This is a genomic window from Kocuria palustris, from assembly GCF_016907795.1.
Lineage (GTDB): Bacteria > Actinomycetota > Actinomycetes > Actinomycetales > Micrococcaceae > Kocuria > Kocuria palustris.
In genome coordinates this window covers 728,368-752,034 of sequence record NZ_JAFBCR010000001.1, presented here as the reverse complement: position 1 = coordinate 752,034, position 23,667 = coordinate 728,368, and the positions used below count along the sequence as shown (strand labels likewise).

22 protein-coding genes, 1 tRNA gene and 1 riboswitch are annotated in these 23,667 nt (G+C 70.0%); of the genes, 19 read left to right on the top strand and 4 right to left on the bottom strand.

The features are described from left to right. Positions 1–9 precede the first annotated feature (9 nt). Complete coding sequence (locus JOE55_RS03230; RefSeq protein ID WP_204782009.1) at positions 10–1,374, bottom strand: NAD(P)/FAD-dependent oxidoreductase; 1,365 nt, start codon at positions 1,372–1,374, stop codon at positions 10–12. 166 nt (positions 1,375–1,540) lie between these two features. On the opposite strand from JOE55_RS03230, the gene JOE55_RS03225 reads away from it, so the two are divergent. Then, positions 1,541–2,431, top strand: coding sequence for an aminotransferase class IV (locus tag JOE55_RS03225; protein WP_024290130.1), 891 nt, complete (start codon positions 1,541–1,543; stop codon positions 2,429–2,431). A 12-nt stretch (positions 2,432–2,443) separates the two neighbouring features. Here the strand turns inward: JOE55_RS03225 and JOE55_RS03220 are convergent, their stop codons facing one another. Both JOE55_RS03220 and JOE55_RS13405 read right to left on the bottom strand, forming a co-directional pair. Then, positions 2,444–2,947, bottom strand: coding sequence for a hypothetical protein (locus tag JOE55_RS03220; RefSeq protein WP_204782008.1), 504 nt, complete (start codon positions 2,945–2,947; stop codon positions 2,444–2,446). 220 nt (positions 2,948–3,167) lie between these two features. Continuing rightward, entirely contained in the window at positions 3,168–4,652 is a 1,485-nt protein-coding gene (locus JOE55_RS13405) for a transglycosylase family protein (protein ID WP_314301574.1), read from the bottom strand. Between the two features lie 474 nt (positions 4,653–5,126). On the opposite strand from JOE55_RS13405, the gene JOE55_RS03195 reads away from it, so the two are divergent. The 4 genes from JOE55_RS03195 (at position 5,127) to JOE55_RS03180 (ending at position 8,691) form a co-directional block, all read left to right on the top strand. Beyond that, on the top strand, positions 5,127–5,915 hold the full coding sequence (locus JOE55_RS03195; RefSeq protein ID WP_204782007.1) for a phage holin family protein: 789 nt from the start codon (positions 5,127–5,129) through the stop codon (positions 5,913–5,915). A gap of 351 nt (positions 5,916–6,266) precedes the next feature. Then, positions 6,267–7,187, top strand: coding sequence for a DMT family transporter (locus JOE55_RS03190; RefSeq protein ID WP_204782006.1), 921 nt, complete (start codon positions 6,267–6,269; stop codon positions 7,185–7,187). A gap of 62 nt (positions 7,188–7,249) precedes the next feature. Then, a complete protein-coding gene (locus JOE55_RS03185) occupies positions 7,250–8,533 on the top strand; it encodes a glycosyltransferase (RefSeq protein WP_204783186.1) in 1,284 nt (427 codons plus the stop codon). An 84-nt stretch (positions 8,534–8,617) separates the two neighbouring features. After that, positions 8,618–8,691, top strand: a tRNA-Ile gene (locus JOE55_RS03180). Positions 8,692–8,752: 61 nt separating this feature from the next. Here JOE55_RS03180 and JOE55_RS03175 read toward each other — a convergent pair. Continuing rightward, complete coding sequence (locus JOE55_RS03175; protein ID WP_204782005.1) at positions 8,753–9,430, bottom strand: M23 family metallopeptidase; 678 nt, start codon at positions 9,428–9,430, stop codon at positions 8,753–8,755. A 455-nt stretch (positions 9,431–9,885) separates the two neighbouring features. Between JOE55_RS03175 and rpsB the strand changes: the two genes are divergently transcribed. From rpsB to JOE55_RS03105, 14 genes are all read left to right on the top strand, one after another. Then, entirely contained in the window at positions 9,886–10,788 is a 903-nt protein-coding gene (gene rpsB, locus JOE55_RS03170; protein ID WP_024290135.1) for a 30S ribosomal protein S2, read from the top strand. 171 nt (positions 10,789–10,959) lie between these two features. Further along, complete coding sequence (tsf, locus tag JOE55_RS03165; protein WP_204782004.1) at positions 10,960–11,796, top strand: translation elongation factor Ts; 837 nt, start codon at positions 10,960–10,962, stop codon at positions 11,794–11,796. A gap of 272 nt (positions 11,797–12,068) precedes the next feature. Further along, positions 12,069–12,863 (top strand): UMP kinase, encoded by a 795-nt coding sequence (gene pyrH, locus JOE55_RS03160; protein WP_006214446.1) that lies wholly within the window; start codon positions 12,069–12,071, stop codon positions 12,861–12,863. 125 nt (positions 12,864–12,988) lie between these two features. Beyond that, on the top strand, positions 12,989–13,546 hold the full coding sequence (gene frr, locus JOE55_RS03155; protein WP_006214447.1) for a ribosome recycling factor: 558 nt from the start codon (positions 12,989–12,991) through the stop codon (positions 13,544–13,546). Next, positions 13,546–14,421: a phosphatidate cytidylyltransferase gene (locus JOE55_RS03150; RefSeq protein ID WP_204782003.1), complete on the top strand. Its 876-nt coding sequence runs from the start codon at positions 13,546–13,548 to the stop codon at positions 14,419–14,421. Before frr ends, JOE55_RS03150 begins: the two co-directional genes overlap by 1 nt. A 6-nt stretch (positions 14,422–14,427) precedes the next feature. Further along, entirely contained in the window at positions 14,428–15,054 is a 627-nt protein-coding gene (locus JOE55_RS03145) for a DivIVA domain-containing protein (protein WP_204782002.1), read from the top strand. A gap of 183 nt (positions 15,055–15,237) precedes the next feature. Continuing rightward, positions 15,238–15,567 (top strand): DUF485 domain-containing protein, encoded by a 330-nt coding sequence (locus JOE55_RS03140; protein ID WP_053448291.1) that lies wholly within the window; start codon positions 15,238–15,240, stop codon positions 15,565–15,567. 4 nt (positions 15,568–15,571) lie between these two features. After that, positions 15,572–17,191: a solute symporter family protein gene (locus JOE55_RS03135; protein ID WP_204782001.1), complete on the top strand. Its 1,620-nt coding sequence runs from the start codon at positions 15,572–15,574 to the stop codon at positions 17,189–17,191. Between the two features lie 214 nt (positions 17,192–17,405). Then, entirely contained in the window at positions 17,406–17,693 is a 288-nt protein-coding gene (locus JOE55_RS03130) for a GlsB/YeaQ/YmgE family stress response membrane protein (RefSeq protein WP_029643713.1), read from the top strand. Between the two features lie 150 nt (positions 17,694–17,843). After that, positions 17,844–19,118: a 1-deoxy-D-xylulose-5-phosphate reductoisomerase gene (dxr, locus tag JOE55_RS03125; protein ID WP_239546408.1), complete on the top strand. Its 1,275-nt coding sequence runs from the start codon at positions 17,844–17,846 to the stop codon at positions 19,116–19,118. 109 nt (positions 19,119–19,227) lie between these two features. Further along, positions 19,228–19,340, top strand: a riboswitch (SAM riboswitch). 99 nt (positions 19,341–19,439) lie between these two features. Continuing rightward, positions 19,440–20,315, top strand: coding sequence for a MetQ/NlpA family ABC transporter substrate-binding protein (locus JOE55_RS03120; protein WP_204782000.1), 876 nt, complete (start codon positions 19,440–19,442; stop codon positions 20,313–20,315). A gap of 35 nt (positions 20,316–20,350) precedes the next feature. Next, positions 20,351–21,433 carry an ATP-binding cassette domain-containing protein gene (locus JOE55_RS03115; protein WP_204783184.1) on the top strand — a complete coding sequence of 361 codons (1,083 nt, stop codon included), beginning with the start codon at positions 20,351–20,353 and terminating at the stop codon, positions 21,431–21,433. After that, positions 21,430–22,089, top strand: coding sequence for a methionine ABC transporter permease (locus JOE55_RS03110; protein WP_006214456.1), 660 nt, complete (start codon positions 21,430–21,432; stop codon positions 22,087–22,089). The genes JOE55_RS03115 and JOE55_RS03110 overlap by 4 nt, the downstream gene beginning before the upstream one ends. Before the next feature lie 189 nt (positions 22,090–22,278). After that, positions 22,279–23,625, top strand: a complete 1,347-nt coding sequence (locus JOE55_RS03105; RefSeq protein WP_338125411.1) for a M50 family metallopeptidase — start codon at positions 22,279–22,281, stop codon at positions 23,623–23,625. Positions 23,626–23,667: the final 42 nt, after the last annotated feature.

Sequence of the window (23,667 nt, the reverse complement as noted above, 5' to 3'; positions counted from 1 at the left end):
GGCCGGGGCTCAGCCCAGGTGTCCCGGCCCGAACCTCCGCCTGTTCGAGTGCTCGGTGAACTCCCTGGCGGCGCGCATGGAATCGACGTTGCCGGTGACCGGATTCGGCTGGTGCCGGCTGCGTGCGGCGTAGAGGGAGATCAGGTTCATGGTCACGGCGCGGCGATTGCGTCCGCCCATGAGCTTCATGACGTGGATCCCCAGCCAGGCGAACCATCCGGCGGTGCCGGTGATCGCGACCTCGCCGGGGGCGACCACGATCGCAGCGCGTCGCCCGATCGTGGCCGCCTCGCCCAGGTTGGTGTAGTGGAACGGCCGCAGCGGCTGGCCCTCGATCTCGGCGCGGACCATGCGCGCAGCATGGACGCCGGTCTGGATGGCCGGCTGTGCGAGCTGGGCCAGGGGCTCGTCGAGCGAAGCGATGTCTCCTGCGGCGTAGATGCCCGGATGGCCCTTGACCTGCAGGGTCTCCTCGACGGCGAGCGCACCGCGGCCCGTGACGGGCAGGCCCCATTCGGAGACCCGCTTCTCCGGACCGGTGCCGGCGGCCCAGATCGTGATGTCCGATTCCAGCACGGTGTCATCGGCCAGCACCACGAAGTCGTAGCCGACGGCCTTGACCCCCTGGCCGGTGCTGAGCTCCACGCCGCGCTCGCGCAGCTCGTCGGCCGCGTAGTCGCGCAGCTTCTGGTCCTCGAACTGCTTGAGGATGTCCTTGCCGCGCTGCAGGATCCGGATCTGCAGGACGCGCTCGTCGAGCTCCGGGTACATGGTCATCAGCTCGTCGCGGCGGAAGTCGGCCAGAGCACCGGCGACCTCCACGCCCGTGGCTCCGCCGCCGACGATCGAGACGTGCAGGAAGTCATCGGGATCGGAGCGGGTCGAGCGCTCGAGCTCTGCGAAGATCCGATCGCGGATGGCCGTGGCGTCCTGGCGGGTGTACATGGGCATGGCGTGGCGTCGTGCCCCCGTGGTGCCGAAGTAGTTGGCTGAGATGCCGTTGGCAATGATCAGGTGGTCGAAGGAGATCTGCTGCGTCTGCGCACCGCCGTCCTCGACGGACACGATGCGGCGCTGCGGATCCACGCCCACCACGTCGCCCTGGCGCACGCGGAGGTTGGGGGCCTTCCGTGACAGCCCGCGCAGCACCATGGTGACGTCGCCGGGGTTCAGGCCGCCGGTGGCCACCTGGTACAGCAGGGGCTGGAAGGTCTTGTAGATGTTGCGATCGATCAGGGTCACGCGAACGCGCGCATCCCGCAGCTCGAGCGCGGCATTGGCCCCGGCGAACCCGCCGCCGATGATCACGACGTGCGGCCAGGACATCCCGTCGGGCGCCGGGATGCGGCGGCGGAAGGCGGACAGCGGGGACATGGCGCTCCTTCGCAGAAGGCGGTCGGTGAGATCTGATGGCTCGGCAGGGTGTTCGGGCCCGTGGACCGGACATCGCCGTCGGCTCCCCAGTATGCGACCTGACTCGGACGCCGCGCGGTAGCGTGGGGCGGATCACCCCGTCAGTCCCGCAGTCGAGAGGCGGAGCATGAGCCCGATCGAGGCGCTGGTCGTCCTGCACCCCGTGAGCGCCCGCGCGGCGGCAGGGCGTCCCGTGAGCGAGTGCCTCCATCCGCTGCCCGCTGAGGCACCGGCCCTGCGGGTCGAGGACCGCGGCGTCTCCCGCGGCGACGGCGTGTTCGAATCCCTCACGGCCTACGACGCAGACCCCGTGGATCTGCCGGCGCATCTGCAGCGACTGGCCCGCTCTGCCGACCGCCTGGAGCTGCCGGAGATCTCGGGCGCCGTCGTGGAGGCAGGCGTACGCCGCGCCCTCGAAACGGCCGGAGCGGGGGAGACGACCGTGCGGATCGTGGTGACCCGCGGCCCGGAGGGCGCCTCCGAGCCCACGGCCTGGGTCACTGCCGCCCCTGCTGCGGATCTGTCCGACCAGCGCCGCGACGGAGTGCGAGTGGTCCTGCTCGATCGCGGCATGCGCTCGGATGCTGGACGAGAGGCCCCCTGGCTGCTCACCGGCGTGAAGACGCTGTCCTATGCGATCCACGCGGCGGCAGCTCGGGAGGCGCGGCGCCGCGGGGCGGATGATGCCGTGTTCGTGAGCACCGACGGCTTCGTGCTCGAGGCCACCACGGCCTCCGTGCTGGTGCGTCGAGGGCGGCGGATGATCACGCCGCCGCAGGAGCACGGGATCCTGCAGGGCACCACGGTGACCCGCGCTGCCGCGGTTCTGTCGGAGCTGGGGATGCCGCTGGAGTCTCGTGCGCTTCCGGCTGCCGAGCTCTCGGACTGCGATGCCCTGTGGCTGCTGTCGAGCGGGCGGCGCGCGGTGCCGGTGATCGAGCTCGACGGCCGCCCGGTGCCGGTGGACCGCGAGGTCACCGCGGCGCTGGAGCGGGGGCTGGGCCGCCCGCAGGACTGATGCCGGGAGTGATCAGACGAAGACGCTGCAGGACGCGGTCTTCGAGGAATCGGTGCCCTTGCGCTCGAACACGACCTCGTCGTCGAGCTTGATCGAGCACTCGAGGGACAGGTCGCTGTCCTTCGTGTCGCCCGTGACCACCAGGCGGGGCCAGCTGCCCGACGGGATCTCGATCTCCTTGGACCAGCTGTCGCTGAATTCCTCGGTCTCGACCTGGCCGTCGACCTCCCACTCGACCGACCCGCCGGAGCTGGCGGCGGCCTCAAGCGTGACCTTCTGCATGGCCTCGTCCGGCAGCTCGGTCTCCTCGGTCATGGCCGACGCATCGTCCGAGGCGCCGTCGTCAGCCGAGGCGGTGCTGACCACGAACGCCGTGGGGATCATGACGGCCGCGACCACCAGTCCGATGGCGACGGCGAAGCCGATCACCCAGCCGAGCGCTGCGGCGCTGCGGCGCGCCCAGGGGACGCGAGGCTGATCGTCGGTCGAACCGGCGTGGTCTTGGGGCTGAGGCACGGTGGGCGTTCCTGCGGGTCTAGGGGGTGCTGCGAGTGTCCTGCACAGAATACGTCCCCGAGGGCCCCTGCGCGTGCGCCGACGCTCATGGCGGGGGAGTCGTCGGGCGGATCGCGAGCCGTCTGGACGGAGGGCAAGTGCGGAGGGAGTCCTCCGCACAGGACGAAGGGCCCGGTCCCTCACCAGTTCAGCGAGAGGCCGGGCCCTTCGAGCAGGCGGGTCAGAGGAAGGTGTAGAAGCCGTCCACCTTCATGGCGTTCACCGGGTGGACCAGGGTGCCCTGGCCCGGGTTCAGGGCCGAGATCATGAGACCGTCGCCCAGGTAGATGCCCACGTGGGAGCCGTTGTTCTGGGAGACCAGGTCGCCGACCTGCGGGGTCGAGGTCTTCTGCGCGGCGCCGAACTGCTGCCAGGTCACGCGGGGGATGGAGACCCCGTTCTGGGCGTACACCCATTGCGTGAAGCCGGAGCAGTCCCAGTTCTTGTACGCGGTGCCGCCCCAGACGTAGTTGCCGCCCAGACCGCGCATGGCGGTCTCGACGATGGCCTTGCCGTCGGCGCTCGAGGCACCGTCGGTGATCGACTGCACGTCGACGGCCATGGTGTCGTCGTTCGAGGCCGCCTGAGCCTGGGCCTGGGCCGAGGTCTCGTAGCCGGAGCCCGAAGCTGCACCGGCGGAGCCCCAGGGAGTCTGCTCCGTGTCGTCGGCGACGACACCGGCGGCGACCGCCGCGTTGAGCACGGAGACGGCCTCTGCGCGGGTGATGCCGTCCCCGACGCCCAGTCGGCCGTCGGTGTCCGGCAGGACGTCCTCCTCGTGCAGCCAGTCCAGCTCGGTGTATCCGGCCTGCGAGGCGGAGACGTCCTGGAAGCGGCTGGTCTCCGGGGCGGTGTGGGCCGGTGCGCCGGCCGTGCGGTGCAGGATCAGGCCCAGGGCGGTGGAGTCCACCGGGGCGTCCGGACGCAGGGTGCCGTCGCCCCAGCCGTTGATCAGGCCCTCCTCGACGGCCCAGGCCAGTGCACGCTTCTGGTGGTGGTCGGAGCTGTCGGCGTAGCCCTCGAGGACGCTGAGATCGGCCTCGGGCTGACCGGCGAGCCGGTAGAGCATGGTCAGGAAGTCGGCGCGGGTGACATCGGCGTCGGGGCGGTAGGTGCCGTCGTGGTGGCCGACGATGACTCTGGTCGAGGACGCCCAGTCGATGTCGGCGGAGGCCCAGTAGGCGTCGGTGACGTCGCGGAAGTCGATGGGACCGGTGGGGCGGGGGCCCACGGACTGCGTGGAGACCGCCGTGCCGGCGGCTGCGGAGTCGGTCGCGGCCTCGGCCGAGGACGAGGAGGTCGAGGCGGGGCCGGCCGCCATCGGGTTGGCGACGGGCTCGGCTGCGCTGCTCAGGCCCAGACGGGAGGAGCAGGCGGGCCAGGCGCCCCAGCCCTGCCCTGCCAGGACGTTCTCGGCCACGGCGATCTGCTGCTCGCGGCTGGCGTCCTGCGGCTGGCCCGTGCCGCCGAACGAGGACCAGGTCGACTGGGTGAACTGCAGGCCGCCGTAGAAGCCGTTGCCCGAGTCGATGGCCCAGTTGCCGCTCGACTCGCACTGCGCGAGCTTGTCCCAGTCGGATTCGGGAGCGGCCTGCGCGGGAACCGCGCCGAGGGTTGCGAGGGTGCCGCCGGTGACTGCGACGCTGAGGGCGCGGGGAGATCTCATGTGGTGCTGCAACTTCCTGAAGGGGGGGCATCGGTATCCGAGCCGGGGCTCTTATGACCTGGTCCGAGGACCGTGGGGAAGCGGTCGGGAACCTGCCGGCGGGCCAGATCGCTGTGGTGCTGACAGGTTCCGTGTCACCTCGTCCGATGCTCAGCGTCGCGGGCGACTGAAGATCACGGTTGAGTAACGCGGATGACTCTAGGGTGGGCTCCGGGGAGGGGCAAGACGGCTCGGTGACCGCAGCGTTAATTTGGGGTGATTTTCCCTGGCTGCGGACGCGAATCGCCTGGTCGCAAGTGTATATCACTTTGCATGTACCAAAATGCGGGGCGTTCGTCACTGTGGATCTGCCGCTTGGGCGGGTCTCGCGCGCGGCGCACCGGATCGGCTTGTCAGCGGTGATACTTTGTTGGCGCACTGCGGTGTCCGAGTGGCCACTGCCCATGAACCATCGATACCCCCACGGAGGCGGGAATGTCCCACGCGGCGGGCTCTGATCAGGGCCGTTCGGCCGAGACGGGTTCGGCACCCATAGCGGATGTCGTGAAGGTCTTCGGCAAGCTTCTTCCCCGTCAGCTCCAGGATGAGCTGGCACTTCTCAAGCTCGAGCTCAAGGACAAGGGCGTCAGCCTCGGCAAGGGTGCCGCGCTGCTCGGCGCCGCGCTGGCCTTCGGTGCTCTGCTCGTCATCGCGCTGGTCGCCGCCGCGATCGCCGGCCTGGCGACCGTCATGCCCCTGTGGCTCTCGGCGCTGATCGTGGCCGCCTTCTTCCTGGTGGTCCTCGCGATCCTGGGCCTGATCGGCTTCCTGCAGATCAAGAAGGCCATGCCGATCACCCCGGTCCAGACCATCCGCGGCCTGAAGTACGACCTCGGCGTCGTCAAGGAGGGCTCGGCCTACACCGAGGCCCGTGTGCGCCGCGAGGAGGCCGAGGCCAAGGAGCGCAAGGCCGAGGAGAAGCGCAAGAAGGCCGACGAGGCCGCCACCGCGCCGCCCGCGCCCACCGAGGCTCAGCTGCGTCAGCGCCTGAAGGTCCGTCGCGACCGGCTCAAGGAGCTGCGCGACGACGTCGAGGGCCGCAAGAACAAGGTCCAGTCCACCACCAAGGGCTTCGTGGACCGCACCCGCAGCTCCGCCTCGGGCGTCGACCTCAAGAAGGCGGCCAAGGAGGAGGCCCTCGGCGGCCGTGCGGCGCCGATGGGCGTCGCCGCCGCAGCCGGCACTGCGTTCCTGGTCCTGCTGATCCGGCTCATCCGCCGCTGATCCGGCTCCTTCCGCCGCAAGGCGCCAGGTCCCCGTCCGAAGGCCCGGCTCCCGCAAGGGGGCCGGGCCTTCGGACTGTCCGGGACTGAGTCAGGCACGTCATGCGAGGATGCCTCGAGGGGCTCGCCCGAGGTCGACGCCCGGGCTGCGGCGGCCGATCCGCACGCGGCGGTGAGCCGACTGTGAGTCTGCTCATGCGGGGCTGGGCGAACGGTGCGGATCCGACGCGCCAGCGTGCATCGTCCCTACACTGGCGGGCAGTGTTCGCCCCGCACCCACCGGTCCGGGGCTGCGACGCGCCTTCACGGCTCGTCGCACGGAAGCCGCAAGCAGAGGGCTGGAGGTCCCCGCATGGTCTGGTGCGCCCTGGCACTCGCCGTGCTGTCGGCGGTCTTCATGGCCCTCGGGACGCATCTGCAGTCGATCGCGGTCGTGGCCGGCGCCGCTGATGGGAAGCTCACGCTTCCGATCATGCTCGGCCTGCTGCGCTGCCCCCGCTGGGCGACCGGCCTGATCTGCCTGGGCCTCGGAACAGCCCTCAACGTGACCGCGCTGAGCCTGGCTCCGGTGAGCGTCGTCCAGCCCGTGGGCGTGCTGGGCCTGGCCCTGGTCACCCTGCTGCACTGCCGTCACGCGGGCCTGTCGATCAATGCCGCGACCTGGCGCGCGCTCGGTCTGTGCGCCGGGGGAGCGGCGCTGTTCGTGCTCAGCGCCGTCCGCTTCACGGATCCGGCCCTTCGCATCACTCACCGCGCCGGCACCGCCGTGACGGTGATCCTGGCGGTGGTGCTGCTCGTCGTCGCGCTGGCCCTGCTCCTCCTGCGGCACAGAGGGCGCGCGCTGATGCTGCTCGTCTCGGCCGGCACGCTCTACGGCTTCGTGGCTCTGGAGATGAAGATCATCACCGCGCAGCTGCGCATCGGCGACGGCCCGTGGTGGCAGAGCATCGACCCGGTGAACGTCGCAGGCCTGCTGGTGGCCGCCGCTGTGGGAGGCTGGCTCGTGCAGTCCGCCTACGCCAGTGGACCGCCGGAGCTCGTGATGGCCGGACTGACGGTCGTCGACCCCATGGTGGGCGTGCTGATCGGCCTGTCGATGCTCGGCGAGGCCGGGCCCGACTTCGGTCCCGGTCCCGCGGTGCTGCTGATGGTGTGCGCCGCAGCCTCGATCAGCGGCGTCTTCGTCATGTCCCAGTTCCACCCCGAGGTCCTGGCCCGACGGCCCGCGGACCCCGCCCTGACCCTCAACCCTTCGGGAGTCGATTCTCCGTGAGCCCTTCCCCGGCAGATCCGCAGCCGCCCCAGGACCCCCGCGGGGTGATCCGGGATGACTACATGCTCCCGGAGCTCCCGCTGGACGGCGTGCCGGAGCCTGTCGACGGGCGCCTTCGGGTCCTGGTGGTGGCGGAGACCTACCCGCCGGACATCAACGGCTCGTCGCAGTTCTCCCACCGCCTGGCGCAGGCCATGGCGGGCAGGGGCCACGACGTCCACATCGCCGCACCGCGCCCCAGCAGGGGACGGACCATGACCCGGATGGACGGCGCGGTCACCGAGCACCGCTTCCGCTCGCACACCGCCTTCACCTACGACACGTTCCACCTGTGCTTCCCGTGGGAGGTGCGGGGCGAGATCTCCCGGCTGATGGACGAGCTGCGCCCTGACGTGGTGCATATCGAGTGCCACTACATCCTGGGCAGGTACTTCGCCAAGGAGGCTCAGTCGCGCGGCATCCGCCTGATCGGCACCAATCACTTCATCCCGCAGAACATCGAGCAGTACCTCCCGCTGCCGGACCCGCTCCGACGCCTGTACCGCAGGTTCTCGTGGCGGGATATGGCCTCGGTGTTCCGCCGCTGCGACGTCGTCACGGCACCCACCCCGCTGGCGGTGGAGTCCATGCGAGCCAACGGCTTCGACTTCCCCATGCATGCGCTGTCCAACGGGATCGACGCCGCTCAGTACGACCTCAAGCCCGGGGAGGTCCTGCCTCGGCGGGACCGCCCGACCGTCCTGTTCGTCGGGCGGCTGGACCCGGAGAAGCACATCGACGTCCTGCTGCGTGCCGTGGCGAGCATCGCGGATCGCAGCGACGTCGGCGTGGAGATCGTGGGCCAGGGCGGTGAGTACGACCGGCTGGCCGAGCTGGCGCAGCAGCTGGGCATCGCGGATCGAACCGTGTTCCGGGGATTCGTCTCCGATGAGGAGCTGCGGGCGGCCTACCTGCGCGCCGATGCCTTCTGCCAGCCCGGCACCGCCGAGCTGCAGTCCCTCGTGTCCCTCGAGGCCATGGCGGCGTCCTCGCCCGTTCTGCTCGCCGACGCCCGCGCCCTTCCGCATCTGGTCGACGAGGGCGTCAACGGGTGGCTGTTCCCGCCCGGTGATCACGAGCAGCTGGGCAGACTCCTGCTGCGGCTCCTCGAGCTCCCCGAGGATCGGCGCCGCGAGATGGGAGCGGCGAGCAGGAGGATGGTCGCCGAGCACAGCTTCTCGGCCACGATCGATGTCTTCGAGCAGCTCTACCGCGGCGTGGACCCGGATCTGCTGCTGGGGTCCTGGCCGCAGACCGGACCCCTCCCGATCGTCCCGCCGGCTTCGGGCCCGGGATCGGGCGACTGATCAAGCCCAACCCGACGGCTCGACTAGACTGTCGAGTCGTCGTCCTCGCGTCCGCACCGCAGTGCAGGCGCCCGGGGCGGACGAGGGGCGGTAGCTCAGCTGGTCAGAGCAGAGGACTCATAATCCTTGGGTCGCGGGTTCAAGCCCCGCCCGCCCTACGCAGCGAACCTCAGCGCCCCGAGCACCCTGGCTCGGGGCGCTTCGCGCGGCAGACGCGGCCTATGGCAGGGGCAGCAGGACCGACGGTCGCTGGGCCCCCACGAACGGCAGGGGATGGACGTAGTCGTCGTCCAGGCGCACGCCCCAGTGCACGCAGGCCCGCACTGTGGTGAGACAGTGGTTGCGGCCGGAGAGCACGCCGATGACCTGTCCCTTGCGCACGCGATCGCCCTTCTTCAGATCCGATTCGACCGGCTCGAAGCTCGAGCGCAGGCCGTCGCCGTGATCGATGGTGATGGTCGCCCGGTCCACGACCGTGCCCACGTGGCTGACGCGCCCGTCCGCCGGGGCCAGGATCTCGCCGTTGAGGCCGACGGTCAGATCCGCGCCTCGGTGCCCAGCCAGCCAGCGCTCGGACGGCGGATCGAAGTCGCGGACCACCCTGGGCTGGATGGTCACGGGCCACTGCCAGGTCCCGTGCACGGCGGCCAGCAGCTGCTGATCGGCGGCATCGAGGGAGCCCGGGACCAGCGGCAGCGCGGTGGAGATCGCCGCAGCTCGGACAGGCTGGCCGGAGGCGGCATGTGCCAATGGGGGAGTCGCCGGAGCGGACAGCGCCCAGCTGACCAGCACCGCAGCCGCGACCAGCAGCGTGCTGCGCGATCTTCGGGCCCTGGGGGACGGCGAGGGCTGCTCGGGGCCGGCGGAAGCGGTTGCGTGGGAGGCGAGTGCGTTCATGCGGGCAGGATGCGGTGGATCGCGGCAGCGCGGCTCCGACTGTGGATGCAGCGGAGCCTCGAGCCCCGCGTCGCGGCCCGGACAGGCGCCTGTGGAGTCCCCGCACCTGGCCCGTCATGACGCGGTTCATGTAGTACCCTGGTTCCGCAGTGTCACCACATGCGCTGTCAGCATGCCTGATTCAGGTACCGGCGGCGGCGCTGGGCACTGACTTCGCGCGCATCGTCGTCGGGATCCGACAGGCTCCGTCCTCTCGCAGACCCGACCCGCCCGCCACGGTCCTCGGCCTCCCGGTCGCAGGCGGCGGACGGAGAGCAGCCCCCCGGTTCCCGGGGCCGCCCCACGCGGTGCGCCAGGGACGATCCGCCGACCCGGCGGACACGTCGACCAACCGCAGACCGCGCTCCGCATGCCCGGACCAGGGGTGCGCGAGCGCAGAAACGAAGGAGCACGACATGTCTGTCGTCACCATGCGCCAGCTGCTCGACAACGGCGTCCACTTCGGCCACCAGACCCGTCGCTGGAACCCGAAGATGAAGCGCTTCATCCTCACCGAGCGCAACGGCATCTACATCATCGACCTCCAGGGCTCGCTGGCCTACATCGACCGCGCGTTCGAGGCCGTCAAGTCCACGGTCGCCCACGGCGGCACCATCCTGTTCGTCGGCACCAAGAAGCAGGCGCAGGAGACCATCGCCGAGCAGGCGACCCGCGTGAACATGCCCTACGTGAACCACCGCTGGCTCGGCGGCATGCTCACCAACTTCTCCACGGTCTCCAAGCGGATCGACCGCATGAAGGAGCTCGAGCAGATCGACTTCGACGACGTCGCCGGCTCGCAGTACACCAAGAAGGAGCTCCTGCTCATGCGCCGCGAGGCGGAGAAGCTGGAGCGCACCCTGGGCGGCATCCGCAACCTGTCCAAGACCCCCTCCATGGTCTGGGTCGTGGACACCAAGAAGGAGCACCTCGCCATCGACGAGGCGCAGAAGCTTGGCATCCCGGTCGTCGCGATCCTGGACACCAACTGCGATCCGGATGAGGTCACATTCCCGATCCCGGGCAACGACGACGCCATCCGCTCCGTGAACCTGCTGACCCGCGTGGTCGCCGACGCCGTCGCCGAGGGCCTGCTGGCCCGCGGCGGTGCCAAGGGCGGCTCGGAGGCTCCCGAGGAGCCCATGGCCGAGTGGGAGCGCGAGCTGCTCGAGCAGCACAACGCCGCCGCCGAGGCTGAGAAGTCCGCCGAGTCGGCCGCCGAGTCCGCCAAGGTCGCCGCTGCCGGCGAGCAGACCGAGGCTCCGGCCGCTGAGGCCGAGACCGCCGAGGCCCCGGCCGCCGAGTCCACCGAGAGCTGATCCTCTCTCCGTCCGGTGCCCTCACCGGCGCCGGACGGAGCCCGCGGGCGGAGACGATCCCACCCGCTGTTCACCTGACATTCGCTCCGATCCCGCATCATCGGGAGCGGAGCACGCTCGGAGCGGACCGTCGACGGTCTGCACAGGGCGACGATCGATCAAGGAGCTCACATGGCGAACTACACCGCCAAGGACATCAAGGAACTGCGCGAGCGCACCGGCGCCGGCATGCTGGACGTCAAGAAGGCCCTCGACGAGGCTGACGGCGATCAGCAGAAGGCCCTCGAGATCATCCGCGTGAAGGGCCTCAAGGGCGTCTCCAAGCGCGAGGGCCGCGCGACCGCCGAGGGCATCGTCGTCGGCCGCGTCGAGGGCCAGAAGGGCTACCTCGTCGAGGTCAACTCGGAGACCGACTTCGTGGCCAAGGCCGAGCCGTTCGTGGCCTTCGGCGAGAAGGTCATGGACGCCGCCGTGGCCGTCGACGCCCAGGATCTGGACACCCTGCTGGCCGCCGAGGTCGACGGTCAGAAGGTCTCCGACCTGGTGACCGAGACCGGCGCGCTGCTCGGCGAGAAGGTCGTCGTGCGCCGCATCGCCCGCGTCGAGGCCCCGCTGGTGGAGCTGTACCTGCACCGCACCTCCAAGGACCTCCCGGCCCAGGTCGGCGTGCTGCTGGCCGTGGACGGCCAGGGCGCCGAGGCCGAGACGGCCGCTCACGACGTCGCCGTGCACATCGCTGCGCTGTCCCCGAACTTCCTCACCCGCGAGGACGTCCCGGCGGAGACCGTCGAGAACGAGCGCCGCGTGGCCGAGGAGACCGCCAAGGCCGAGGGCAAGCCGGAGCAGATCCTCCCCAAGATCGTCGAGGGTCGCCTCAACGGCTTCTACAAGGAGAACGTGCTGGTCGACCAGGACTTCGCCAAGGACGCCAAGCAGTCCGTCGGCGCCGTCCTGAAGGCCGCCGGTGCGACCCCCAAGGCGTTCGCCCGCTTCCGCGTCGGCGCCTGATCCGCAGCGCTTCAGCGCACAAGCGCCCCCGTTCGCGCCCCTCACGGGACCGGGCGGGGGCGCTTCGTCGTCTGCGGAGCCTGCCTCCGGCCTGGTCTGCACCGTTGCTTCCCGTCGACCGAGCTCGCCGTGCGGGGAGAGCCCGGTGCGTGCCGCAGAGCAGGTCCTAGCTGGCCGCTATGCTGGTCCGTGCCCAGCGGCCGTGACACGGCCGCGGCGCCCGCGGCCTCGCCCATCGCCGCGGGGCACGTCAGCGACTGCCAGGAGGCACCATGCCCACCACCACCCCCTCGGAGATCCGCGACGGAGCGCTGCGCGCAGGTCGCGAGACCGATCGCTCGGCCACGAGCCCGGGGGAGCGAGGGCAGCGTCGCCGCATCCTGCTGAAGCTCTCCGGCGAGGTGTTCGGCGGCGGCCGCGTGGGCGTGGACACCTCGGTGGTGCGCAACATCGCCGAGCAGATCGCCGCCACGGTCGGACAGGTCGAGACCTCGATCGTCGTCGGCGGAGGCAACTTCTTCCGCGGGGCAGAGCTCTCCCAGGCAGGCATGGACCGCTCGCGCGCCGACTACATGGGCATGCTCGGCACTGTGATGAACTGCCTGGCGCTGCAGGACTTCCTGGAGCAGTGCGGCGTGGACACCCGCGTCCAGTCGGCCATCTCCATGGAGCAGGTCGCAGAGGCCTACATCCCTCGGCGGGCGATCCGGCACATGGAGAAGGACCGCGTGGTGATCTTCGGCGCCGGAGCCGGCCTGCCCTACTTCTCCACGGACACCGTCGCCGCCCAGCGCGCCCTGGAGATCGAGGCCGACGAGGTCCTGATGGGCAAGAACGGCGTGGACGGCGTCTACACCGCCGACCCCAACGTGGACCCCTCGGCGGTGCGCCTGGAGTCGCTGACCTACGACGAGGCCATCACCCGCAACATCCGCGTGATGGATCAGACCGCGTTCTCGCTGTGCCGGGACAACAACGTGTCCATGCGCGTTTTCGGCATGCAGGGCGAGGGCAGTGTCACGCGCGCGATCCTGGGCGAGGACATGGGCACCCTCATCACCGTCTGAGCCGCCGTCGTCCCGCGGCGCGTGCACTCGCCTCGCTAGACTGGGCCTCAGTGCCCGCAGCCGCGCTGCCCACCTGATCGGTCCGGACCTCGCACCGATCCCGCAGACCACGCAAGGAGCTTGAAGTGATCGACGAGATCCACAACGAAGCCAAGACCGGCATGGACAAGGCCGTCGCGCACGCTGCCGACGAGTTCGCCGCCATCCGCACCGGACGGGCGAACCCCTCCCTGTTCGCCAACGTGACGGTCGAGTACTACGGGGCCCCCACGCCGCTGAACCAGCTGGCGTCCTTCCAGAACCCGGAGGCCCGCACGCTGCTCATCACGCCCTACGACCGCTCCGCCCTGGGTGAGATCGAGAAGGCGCTGCGCAACTCGGACGTCGGCGCCAACCCGGCCAACGACGGCAACGTGATCCGCGTGGTCATGCCGGAGCTGACGGAGGAGCGCCGCCGCGACTACGTCAAGATCGTGCACTCGAAGGCCGAGGACGGCCGCATCTCGGTGCGCAGCATCCGCCGCACGGCCAAGGAGGCCATCGAGAAGCTCGTCAAGGACGGGGAGATCGGCGAGGACGAGGGCAAGCGCGCCGAGAAGGAGCTCGACGCCCTGACCAAGAAGGCCTCGGAGCAGATCGACACCGCGGCCAAGAACAAGGAAGCAGAGCTGCTGAAGGTCTGATGCCCACCGTCGTCGAAGAGCCGTCGTCCGCCCCCGCCCAGAAGACCTCCCGCGCAGGCCGCAATCTGCCTGCCGCGATCGGAGTCGGCGCGGGGCTGATCGTCGTGCTCCTCGTCGGCCTGTTCCTGGTGCCGCCGGTGGTCGCCCTCCTGGCCGCCGCGGCCGCGGGCCTGGGCGTGTGGGAGGTCTGCGGCTCCCTGGCCCGCGGCGGCATCAAGGTGCCTCGCACTCCCGCCGCCGTGGGCGCGGCCGTGCTGCCGCTGGCCGCCTTCGTCGGCGGGTCCGAGGCGCTGATCATCGCGCTGATCCTGGTCTGCACCGTCGTGATCCTCTGCCGCGTCTTCGGGCGGACCGACGGCATGGTCCTGTCCGTGATGTCGTCGCTGTTCGCGGTGACCTGGGCGGGCCTGCTGATCTCGCTGGCGGTCCTGCTGTTCCACGCCCCGGAGGGCCCCGCCAAGGTCCTGCTCGTGATCCTCATGGCGGTCGGCAACGACACCTTCGGATACATCGCCGGCGTGCTGTGGGGCAAGCACCCCATGGCACCGCGGATCAGCCCCAAGAAGACCTGGGAGGGCTTCGCCGGGTCCATGCTGGGCTCCCTCCTGCTCGGCACGGTGCTGGGCGCGCTCATGCTCGACGTCCCCTGGTGGCACAGCACCGTCCTGGCCTTCTTCCTCGTCATCGTCTCCGCACTCGGCGACTTCTCCGAGTCCATGGTCAAGCGCGAGCTCGGGGTGAAGGACATGGGCGACCTCCTTCCCGGCCACGGCGGGGTCATGGACCGCATCGACTCGATCCTCTTCGCGATCCCGGTGGGCTACGTGGTCTTCGAGCTGCTGGTCGCGGTCGGCAGGCTCGGCCAAGGAGGCTGATCCGTCATGAGCACCGCAGCCGACACCCCTGACGCCGAGGGGACCGCAGGCGCGCAGGCGCCGCAGGACGGCCTGGGCCTGGGACGGGTCGCCTCGCGCTCGTGGGGCTACCGCGTCGCCGACGTCGACGCCCTGCTGCTCCCGCTGCTCGGCTCGGGCCCCGGGGATGACGAGCCTGACGACACCGTGCTTCCCGAGCCCGAGACGCTGCGCACCGCGACCTTCCGGCGTCAGCGCGGCGGCTACATCCCCGCCGAGGTCGACGCGGCGATCGACCGGCTCGAGGACCGTGCGGCCGCACCCCATGCCCGGCGCCGTCAGGCGGAGGACGGCCCCCAGGCCTGGGACGACCGCATGGACCGCCGGCTCGAGCAGATCTACGGCCGGCTCCGCCGTCCGAGCGGACACCGCTTCCGCGCCCCGTCGTCGGCCTCGACCCGTGGCTACAGCGCCCGACAGGTCGATGAGCTGTGCGAGACGGTGCTCACCGAGATCGATCGCCAGCAGGCCCCGGATGTCGACATGATCCGCCGCGCGGTGTTCGACCCCGCCTACGGCCAGGACGTGTACGAGGAGAACCAGGTCGATGCCTTCCTGGACGCCCTCGTGGACCTGGGGCTGATCCTGGACTGAGCGCCGGCCGGGGGAAGTCTTGGCAACTCGATGCCATTTCTCGGAGTGGCGCCCTCAACCTTGAAGATCGCTGATTATGGTGTGTGTCACACCTGTGAGTAACAGAGCTCACGTCGACTCTTCATCGAGAGGATCCCCGTGGCCGACCAGCCCCGCATCGCGGAGCCGACGGCAGAGGACTTCATGGCGGCCCAGGCTTCGCCTCAGTTCCAGTCCCTGCGCAGCACGCACCGCCGCTTCGTGTTCCCCATGACCGTGTTCTTCCTCGTCTGGTTCTTCCTCTACGTCCTGCTGTCCATCTACGCGCCGTCCTTCATGGGCCGCGAGGTGCTCGGCAACGTGAACCTCGGAGTGATCCTGGGCCTGCTGCAGTTCGTGACGACCTTCGGCATCACCGCGGCCTACGTGGTCTTCGCGAACAAGAACCTCGACAGCCAGGCGCAGGACATCCGCGCCGATCTCGAGGCCGGCGACTTCGCCTCCCGCTCCCGCAGCACCGGACAGGAGGCCTGAACCCATGAGCCCCCAGATCTCCCTGGCAGAGACCTCCTCGAGCACGGTCGGATCGCCCTGGATCAACATGTCGATCTTCCTGGCCTTCGTGGCGGTGACCCTGGTCGTCGTCATCCGCGCCTCGAAGTCCACGCAGAGCGCGGCCGACTACTTCGCCGGAGGCCGCTCCTTCACCGGCACCCAGAACGGCCTGGCGATCGCCGGCGACTACCTCTCGGCCGCGTCGTTCCTCGGCATCGTGGGCGCGATCGCCGTGCAGGGCTACGACGGCTTCCTGTACTCGATCGGGTTCTTCGTGGCCTGGCTCGTGGCTCTGCTGCTGATCGCCGAGCCGCTGCGCAACACGGGCAAGTTCACGATGGCGGACGTCCTGTCCTTCCGCCTGCGCCAGACCCCCGTGCGCATGGCGGCGTCGATCTCCACTCTCAGCGTCACGCTCTTCTACCTCCTGGCGCAGATGGCAGGCGCGGGTGCGCTCGTGTCCCTTCTGCTGGGGGTGACCTCCCGCACCGGGCAGTCCGTGGTGATCCTGGCCGTGGGCGTCCTGATGATCGCCTACGTGCTGATCGGCGGCATGAAGGGCACCACGTGGGTGCAGATCATCAAGGCCTGCCTGCTGGTCGCCGGCGTGGCGGTCATGACGGTGTGGGCACTGGCGCTGTTCGGCTTCAGCTTCTCCGGCCTGCTCGGGGGAGCCGTGGACACCGCAGGCGACCACGCGATCCTGGAGCCCGGGCTGCGCTACGGGCTCAGCGAGGTCACCAAGCTCGACTTCGTCTCCCTCGGCCTGGCCCTCGTGCTCGGCGCGGCGGGCCTGCCCCACGTGCTGATGCGCTTCTACACGGTCCCCACGGCCAAGGAGGCCCGCAAGTCGGTGGTCTGGGCCATCGTGCTGATCGGCACCTTCTACCTCTTCACCCTGGTGCTCGGCTATGCGGCCGCGGCCCTGATCGGCGCCGACCGCATCGCGGCGGCTCCGGGCGGAGTGAACTCGGCGGCGCCGCTGCTGGCCTACGAGCTCGGCGGATCCCTGCTGCTCGGATTCATCGCAGCCGTCGCCTTCGCCACGATCCTGGCGGTCGTGGCGGGTCTGGCCATCACGGCATCGGCGTCGTTCGCCCACGACATCTACGGCAACGTGATCAAGAAGGGCAAGGCCACCGGCAAGGAGGAGCTGCGGGTCGGCAAGATCACCGTGGTCGTGATCGGCGTCGTGGCCGTCCTGGGCGGGATCGGTGCGCAGGGGCAGAACGTCGCCTTCCTGGTGGCCCTGGCCTTCGCGGTCGCAGCCTCGGCGAACCTGCCCACGATCCTGTTCTCGCTGTACTGGAAGCGCTTCACCACCCGCGGCGCGGTGTGGTCCATGTACGGCGGCCTGATCACCGCGGTCGTGCTGATCATCTTCTCCCCGGTGATGTCCGGGGCGGAGACCTCCATGATCGCCAGCGCCGACTTCGCCTGGTTCCCGCTGACCAACCCGGGCATCGTCTCGATCCCGGTCGGCTTCCTGCTGGCCATCATCGGCTCGCTCACGGAGCGCCGCCGCGAGAACCGCGAGAAGCAGGCCGAGATGGAAGTCCGCTCCATGACGGGAGTCGGGGCCGAGCCCCCAGTCGATCACTGAGCTGCGCGGCTCTCGGATCATCTCGGGGCTGACCTGGGGCGATTCGACGCACAAGTGCATCTGAGCGAAGTGTGAGAGACGCCTCAGCGGCTCGGGGCAAGGATGCTCGCCTCGAGCCGCTCAGGGGATACTCTCAAGTAGATGCTCAGCAGTCTGAGCACTCGACCCCCAGTTCAGGGACGTCGCACTGGCGTCCCGGAAGAGGAGAAGCACCATGATCGGATCCATCATCGCCTGGTTGGTCCTCGGCATCATCGCCGGCGCCATCGCCAAGCTCATCATGCCCGGCAAGCAGGGCGGCGGCATCGTGATGACCATCATCCTGGGCATCGTCGGCGCCTTCGTCGGCGGCCTGATCGCCATGGTCATCCCGGGCCTGCACCAGGCCGGCAGCACCCTGTCCATCGGCTCGATCGTGCTCGCCATCATCGGCGCGCTCGTCGTGCTGTTCATCTACGGCGCCCTCACCAAGGGCAGCCGCGGCGGTGCCGTCGAGCGCTGAGCCGACGCGTTCCGCAGCACCTGCAAGCGCCCCGTCCCTCGTCGAGAGGGGCGGGGCGCTTCGTCTCCTCCGGGCCAGGGGGCGTGCGCGGAAGGGGGGCGCGTCCAACGCGCTCCGGCAACGCTGGAGGCAGGTCGGCATACTGGAGCCATGTCCGAGATCTCCAGCGAACAGCGTCCCGCACCCGAGGCTCCCCTGTGGGCCGAGTCCCAGCGCCGCATCTGCATCCTGGGCTCGACCGGCTCCATCGGCACACAGGCGCTCGACGTCGTGCGCACCGCCGCGGCGTCGGCCGATCAGCAGGACCCATTCCGGGTGGTGGCCCTGGCGGCCGGCTCGTCGAACCTCGAGCTGCTCGCGGAGCAGGCCGTCGAGACCCGGGCCCCGCTCGTGGCGACGTCCGGCGATGTCCAGGACGCGGCGCTGCTCGAGCGCATGATCGCCTCGCGGGTCCTGGCGCTGGGGGAGGACTATTCCCCGCAGATCCTCGCGGGATCGAAGGCCGCCGTGCAGGCGGCGCGAGCGCCGGAGGCCGATCTCGTCCTCAACGGCATCACCGGCTCGATCGGGCTGGCCCCCACCCTTGCCGCCCTGGAGGCCGGCAAGCTGCTGGCCCTGGCCAACAAGGAGTCGCTGATCGCCGGCGGTGAGCTGGTGCGCCGGGCCGCGCAGGCCTCCCCGCACGACGACCCGCTGATCCCCGTGGACTCCGAGCACTCAGCCCTGGCCCAGGCGCTGCGCAGCGGCGCGTCGGCAGAGGTCGATCGGCTCGTGCTGACGGCCTCCGGCGGACCCTTCCGCGGGCGCTCGCGCGATTCCCTGCGGGACGTGCGCCCGCAGGACGCCCTGGCACATCCCACCTGGGACATGGGGCTGATGGTGACCACGAACTCCTCGACCATGGTCAACAAGGCCCTCGAGGTCCTCGAGGCCCACCTGCTCTTCGATATCCCCTTGGAGCGCATCGACGTGGTGGTGCACCCGCAGTCCGTCGTGCACTCGATGGTGCAGTTCGTGGACGGCTCCACCATGGCTCAGGCCTCCCCGCCGGACATGCGCCTGCCGATCGCGCTGGGCCTCGGCTGGCCGCATCGGGTCCCGGGCGCCGCCTCGCCGTGCGACTGGACTCAGGCGGCGACCTGGAGCTTCGAGCCGCTGGATGAGGAGGCCTTCCCAGCGGTGCGTCTGCTCAAGGAGGCGGCGGCTTCCGGGTCCACCGGCCCTGCCGTGTTCAACGCCGCGAACGAGCAGGCGGTCCTGGCCTTCCACGCCGGGCGCCTGGGCTTCCTGGAGATCGTCGAGCTCGTGGCCGAAGTCGTGCGGGAGCATGAGCCCATCGACGAGCTGAGCCTCGAATCGGTGCTGGCAGCCGAGGCCTGGGCTCGCTCCCGCGCTGATGAGCTGGTGAGGCAGAGGCGTCGATGAGCCGGCCTCCGGGACGCGGCCGACGTGCAGTCGGTGCCTGAGCCAGAGCCCGTGCCAGGCCTCGTGGGGGGCTCGCCCGCACCGGACTCAGATGCTAGGATCTGCGCCGGATGACGAGATCCGGCGCGAAGCTCTGGCTGGCCGGACGGCAACCCTCTCACCGTGGTGGGGTGCCCCAGATGACCATCCGGCTCCGGTTCCGCACCGCGGCAAGCACGGATTTGGGTTCGTGCGCAGCATCGATGCGCACGCCTGACGTTCAGCGCCGCCGGTCACCCCGATGGGATCGGACAGCTCGCTGAACGAAAGGCAACCCCTCCCATGCGCGCACACCGTCTCTCCGCCCTGGCCGTGACCACAGTCCTCGGCCTGACCCTCGCCGGCTGCGGCGGCGGCGACTCCGATGAGGCCCCCTACGACGACGGGGTCATCAAGATCGGCGTCGTCGGCACCACCCCCGTGAACGAGGCCCTCGTGGAGAAGGCCGAGGAGGAGGGCATCACCGTCGAGCTGGTCGAGCTCTCCGAGTACAGCCAGGTCAACCCGGCGACCGTCTCCGGCGACGTCGACATGAACTGGTTCCAGCACATCGCGTACCTGGCGGACTACAACAACAGCTCCGGGGAGACCATCACCCCGATCGCCTCGACCTCGATCTACCCGCTGGGCCTGTACTCCAACAAGTACGAGTCGCTCGAGGACATCCAGGACGGCGACGAGATCGCCATCCCCAACGACTCGATCAACCAGTCGCGCGCGCTGCTGCTGCTGCAGGCCAACGGCCTGGTCGAGTTCACCTCGGACACCACCGCCCCGACCGAGTCGGACATCGACACCGAGGCCTCGAAGGTCTCCGTCACCCCGGTCTCGGCCGAGCAGACCGTGCTGTCCCTGGACTCCGTGGCTGGCTCCGTCATCAACAACGACTTCCTGGCCCGCGGCGACATCGATCCCGATTCGGCCCTGGCCTCCGACGGCGCCGAGAACGAGAACGCCCGTCCGTACGTGAACCTGTTTGCCACCACCGAGGCCAACAAGGACGACGAGACCCTCCACAAGGTCGCCGATCTCTTCCACACCCCGGAGGTCGAGGAGGCCGAGAAGGAGGACAGCAAGGGCACCGCGGTGACCATGGACCTCTCGCAGGAGGAGCTGGAGCAGGTCCTCTCCGATTACGAGGAGGACCTCCAGAAGTGACCCCGGCCGAGCAGTTCCACCCCGACAGCGAGCCGGTGGCCGACGCCGCTGACACGCAGCGGCGTCGGCCCGGGCCCGAGACCGAGGCGATCGTGCGCTTCGACGGCGTCACCAAGTCCTTCACCACGGGCAAGGGCAGGACCAAGCGGGACGTGACCGCAGTCGACGATGTCACCCTCGACATCCGCCGAGGCGAGATCTTCGGCGTGATCGGCTACTCGGGTGCCGGCAAATCCACGCTCGTGCGCCTGATCAACGGCCTGGAGCCGGTGACCTCCGGCGTCGTCGAGGTCGACGGCCGCCGGGTCGACGGCCGCACCGAGAATCAGCTGGCCCCGATCCGTCGCGACATCGGCATGATCTTCCAGCAGTTCAACCTGTTCACGTCGCGCTCCGTGGCCGGCAACGTCGAGTACCCGCTGAAGCAGGCGGGCTGGTCGGCGGCCGATCGCAGGGCGCGCGTGAAGGAGCTGCTCGAGTTCGTCGGGCTCTCCGAGCGGGCGGGCAACTACCCCGAGCAGCTCTCGGGCGGGCAGAAGCAGCGCGTGGGCATCGCCCGGGCGCTGGCTGCCAACCCCAAGATCCTGCTGGCCGACGAGTCCACCTCCGCACTGGACCCGGAGACCACCCAGGAGGTGCTGGCGCTGCTGCGCCGGGCCAACCGGGAGTTCGGGATCACGGTCGTGCTGATCACCCACGAGATGGACGTGGTGCGCTCGATCGCCGATCGCGTCGCGGTCATGGACAGCGGACGCGTGGTCGAGATGGGCCCCACGGCCCAGATCTTCTCGGCCGGGCAGTCGCCCACGACCCGTCGCTTCGTCTCCACCGTCGTCCACGCCGAGCCGGACGCCGAGGAGCTCGCGCACCTGCGCGCGCGCCACGACGGCCGCCTGGTGGTCATGGAGATCCGCGAGGGCGTCGATGTCGGCACGGTGCTCAGCCGCGCCGCCGCTGAGCGCGGCGTGGGCTTCAGGATCGTGTTCGGCGGGGTGTCGGTGCTGCAAGAGCAGTCCTTCGGCTCCCTGACCGTCGAGCTGCTGGGCGAGCCGCAGGCCGTGGAGGACACGATCGCCCGGCTTGCAGAGGCCACGACCGTGAAGGAGGTGTCGGCATGACCAACTGGTCCGTTCTCGGCCCTCAGCTGCTGACGTCCATCGGCGAGACCCTCTACATGGTCGTGGTGACCATGATCATCGCGGGGTTCCTGGGCCTGGTCTTCGGCGTCGCGCTGTACGTCACGCGTCCGGGCGGCATCTATGCGAACCGCCCGCTGAACACCGCGATCAACCTGATCGTGAACTTCGTGCGGCCGATCCCGTTCATCATCCTGCTGGCGGCCCTCGGCCCGCTGACGGAGACGGTGATCGGGACCAGGCTCGGGCAGAACGCCGCGATCTTCGCCATGACGATCGCCGCCCTGTTCGCGGTCGCGCGCATCGTCGAGCAGAACCTCATGTCGGTGGATCCCGGTGTGATCGAGGCGGCTCGCTCCATGGGCGTCTCGCGGTTCCGGATCATCACCACGGTGATCCTGCCGGAGGCCCTGGGCCCTCTGGTGCTCGGCTACACGTTCCTGGTCATCGGTGTGACCGACATGTCCGCCATGGCCGGTGCCATCGGCGCTGGCGGTCTGGGCGACTTCGCGCTGCGGCTGGGCTACCAGCGCTTCAACGACGAGGTCACCTGGGCTGCGGTCGCGGTCATCATCGTCCTGGTGCAGACCGTGCAGTTCGTCGGCAACGCCATGGCGCGCAGGATCATGCGCCGCTGACCCGTCAGCGGCACCGCCTCACGGGCGTGGGCCCGGCTTCCTCCAGGGGAGCCGGACCCGCGCCCGTCGTCGTGATCCTCATCCTTCCCCGGGCCCCGTCCTGAGGGACCACGACGACGGGCGAAGCCCACGGAAGCCCAAGGGCGAGGCAACCGCTGTGCCGTCCTGCCGGTGTGGTGGGATATGCGCGTGACCGTCCTGATCTTCGTCCTCGGCGTCCTGCTGGCAGCCCTGGCCCTCATCGCCTCGATCGCCCTGCACGAGGTGGGACACCTGCTGCCCGCCAAGCTGTTCCGGGTGCGGGTGATGCAGTACATGGTGGGCTTCGGGCCCACGCTGTTCTCGCGGGTGCGCGGGGAGACGGAGTACGGGATCAAGGCCGTCCCCCTGGGCGGCTACGTGGCCATGGTCGGCATGTATCCGCCGGTGGCCGGCCACCGAGCCGGCGTGGACTCCACCGGGGTCATGCAGCAGATGACGTCGCAGACCCGACCCGTGGCAGCGGCCCAGCTGCTGCCGGGGGACGAGGACCGGGCCTTCTATCGCCTGCCGGTGTGGAAGCGCATCGTGATCATGCTCGGCGGGCCGATCATGAACCTGCTGATCGCGATCGTGTGCATCACGGTGCTCGTCACGGGCTTCGGCTCCCAGCAGCCCACCACCACGCTGGCCACGGTGAGCCGCTGCGTGCAGGCCGTGGACCCGGCCGCCGCCTCCCAGTCCGCACCGGCCTCCGAGGGGGAGTGCGCGCAGGACGACCCCGCGGCTCCGGCGCACGCGGCGGGGCTGCGCCCCGGAGATGTCGTCGTGTCCCTGGGCGGCAGCCGGGTCGAGTCCTGGGACGAGCTCACCGAGATCGTCCGGGAGGGGGCCGGCCAGCCGATCGAGGTCGTCTACGACCGCGACGGCGAGCGCGCTTCGACCACGATCACTCCGGTGGAGACCTCGCGTCCGGCCGTCGACTCCACCGGTGCCCCGATCGTGGAGGACGGGCGCTACGTCATGCAGGACGTGGGATTCATCGGTGCCTCATCGCTCACCGAGCTGACCCCGCAGCCGATCAGCGCGGTGCCGGGGGAGGTGCTGAACGGTCTGGAGCGCGTGGCCGGCGGGCTCATCCGGCTGCCGGTCAACGTGTGGAACGTGGCCGTGTCGACCTTCACGGACGCCCCGCGCGACCCGGAGGGGCCCATGTCCGTCGTGGGCGTGGGGCGGATCTCCGGTGAGGTCGCCAGCACGGATCAGCTCGAGCTGCGGGAGAAGACCGCCACCCTGGTGGGGCTGGTGGGGTCGGTGAACCTGGCCCTGTTCGCCTTCAACCTCATCCCGCTGCTGCCCTTGGACGGCGGGCACATCGCCGGTGCGCTGTGGGAGCGGATCCGCCGCACCGCCGCGCGCGTGCTGGGCCGCAGGGACCCCGGGCCGTTCGATCCGCTGCGGCTGCTGCCGATGACCTACGCCGTCTCGCTGGCCATGCTCGGGATGACCGCGGTGCTGGTGCTGGCAGATTTGATTGAGCCGGTGCAGCTGCTCTGAGGCGCCGCAGTCAGGCATGAGCCGTGGCTCACTCCGCGGACG